The 2499-nt window shown below is 44.3% G+C and carries 2 protein-coding genes and 1 pseudogene; 2 read left to right on the plus strand and 1 reads right to left on the minus strand.

Going from position 1 to position 2499, the window contains the following annotated elements; translation table 11 throughout:
* The first annotated feature begins 120 nt into the window (after positions 1-120).
* A complete protein-coding gene (locus tag QZL69_RS02855) occupies positions 121-1461 on the plus strand; it encodes an urease accessory protein UreH domain-containing protein (RefSeq protein WP_022213715.1) in 1341 nt (446 codons plus the stop codon).
* A 10-nt stretch (positions 1462-1471) separates the two neighbouring features.
* Positions 1472-2020 carry a DUF2318 domain-containing protein gene (locus QZL69_RS02860; RefSeq protein WP_022213716.1) on the plus strand — a complete coding sequence of 183 codons (549 nt, stop codon included), beginning with the start codon at positions 1472-1474 and terminating at the stop codon, positions 2018-2020.
* 35 nt (positions 2021-2055) lie between these two features.
* On the opposite strand, the pseudogene QZL69_RS02865 reads toward QZL69_RS02860, so the two are convergent.
* A pseudogene (locus QZL69_RS02865) lies at positions 2056-2499 on the minus strand (IS66 family transposase); the annotation flags it as partial.

A 2499-nucleotide genomic window follows, 5' to 3' on the forward strand; every position in this document is an offset into this window, starting at 1 on the left:
AAGTTTCTTTATATTTTATTTTATCTAGCACAACAAGTAAAATTAAGAGAAGTTTATTCAAATTGAGGCGTTATTGCAAATAAAGATGACAGTAATGCAGCAGCAGAAAGGAAACAAATTATGAAACACGAGAAACTATACATCAGTGGCATGACCTGTATTAACTGTCAAACCAGAATAGCATCAGCATTAAATAATCGAAGTGGAATCACAGAAGTTTCTGTCAGTTATGAAACCGGTACGGCAGAATTTTCCTATGACCCGGAGATGGTCTCACTGGATCAGATCATAACAATGATAGGTGACTTAGGCTACGAGGCATCGGCACAGAATACTTCCAAAAAGAAAGTCATTCTGAAGGCTGTGCGGGAAATCATGATCATTGTGGTGCTGTTTTTCCTGCTGCAGAGATGCGGGATTCTGAACCGGCTTGTGCCGAATTCTCTGGCGGACAGCGAGATGGGGTATGGGATGTTGTTTGTGATCGGACTGATCACTTCCGTTCATTGTATTGCTATGTGCGGCGGAATCAACTTGTCGCAGACACTACAGAAAGATACGTCGACAGAAATCTCAAAGGTCATGTTCCGTAATACTCTGGAATATAACATCGGACGTGTGGTTTCCTATACAGTGATCGGCGGCGTGCTTGGAGCAGTCGGAGCTTTGGCAGGAATCGGCAGTAGTTTACAGACATCTACACTTTTTCAGGGAATACTTAAATTATTCGCAGGGATTATCATGGTAGTCATGGGTGTAAATATGCTTGGGATTTTTCCGGGACTTAGAAGGCTGGCGGTACACATTCCGAACTTCAATAAAAAAACAAAACAAAAATCAGGCAGAAAACCCAGAACTCCATTTTTCATCGGGCTCTGTAATGGTCTCATGCCGTGCGGGCCGCTGCAGTCCATGCAGGTTGTTGCCCTGGTATCTGGAAATCCGCTGGCGGGAGCTTTGTCCATGCTCTGTTTCAGCCTGGGAACTGTTCCACTGATGCTTGGATTCGGTTCCGCAGTATCCATGCTTGGAAAACGATTCACAAGGCAGGTTCTGAAAGCCGGCGCAATTCTGGTAGTGGTCATGGGCCTCTCTATGATGGTGCAGGGCGGTACATTATCAGGTCTGAACAGTAAAGTTACAGGCACACTTATGGCAGAAAATACAGACGTTGATAAGAAAAATACAGATGAGACACAGTACATCACCAGTACCTTACAGTCTGGCAGGAGCTATCCGGACATTACGGTCAAGGCAGGCGAGCCTGTAAAGTGGACGGTCGAGGCCCCGGATGGAAGTGTCAACGGATGCAATTATAAAATCATCCAGCAGGATCTGGGAATAGAATATGCTTTTGATGAGGGCGAAAATGTAATCGAATTCACACCGAAAAAAGCAGGTACTTACACTTACACTTGCTGGATGGGGATGATCACAGGAAAGATTTATGTAGAAAGTTGAGGAAGAAACAATGAAAAGATTTATGATAACAGCAGCAATGGCAGCCATGTTAATGACAACAGCGACAGCGTATGGAAAGGTAGAAAATGTAATGGCAGCAGCTTCCAGCACAACAAAGACAACAGAGAAAAAAGCATCAAAAGCAACCGACGATAAAGAAGATAAAAAAGAAACAACCAAAATAGAAAAAGGCGACAGTCTGACCATTAAAACAGATGACTTATCTGAAGATGCAGCATTTTATCCAATCGAAGTGGACGGAACAGAGATGGAAGTGATCGCGGTAAAAGATGCAGAAGGAATCGTTCGTACTGCATTCAATACCTGCCAGATTTGTTATGATTCGGGCAATGGCTACTACAAGCAGGAAGGAGACAAACTGGTCTGCCAGAACTGCGGTAATTCTTTTGCGATGGATCAGGTCGGAGAAACAGCAGGAGGATGCAATCCATATCCGATCCTGGATGATGATAAAACAGCAACAGAGGATGAAATACAGATTTCCTATGAGTTCCTGAAAGAATCCTCGGATATTTTTGCAAACTGGAAAAGAAAATAGATACTACTTGCTAACTGGCGGTTACTGTTCAAGGGCATGACGGGGGAAAGCAGCATATCTGCACAGGCAGTCCTGCGTTCAGGCACAGTTTTTAAAGCAAACTCCCTGCTGAGCTTACTTACCATCCCCTTGGAGATATTCAGTTTCCCGCCTGTCAGGTCTGACAGGAACCTCCTGCTCTTATCAATGGAAACACAGCAGTCATTGTTCAAAAGGAACAGGAATGCCCGGATACTCCCATCATAATTCACTTCATCTACAACTCCGGCTGGAAATGCAGCGTGCACCCGTTCGCCTGTCTTCGTGTTATAGTAAACATCTGCATGATATTCCCTTACATTTAGGTACACCTGGAATCCCACCATCTGTTTTATGATTGTTCTTCCGGTCTTTTTGAAATCACTGTCTTCCAGGACTTTTTCCGGTGCAGGAAGAAGGATGACCGGCTGTGTGGGTTCCTGTTTTTTTCTGCGGTGGCC

Origin of the sequence: Blautia sp. CAG:237, from assembly GCF_000436615.1 — a bacterium.
In the GTDB taxonomy this organism is placed as follows: domain Bacteria; phylum Bacillota; class Clostridia; order Lachnospirales; family Lachnospiraceae; genus Blautia_A; species Blautia_A intestinihominis.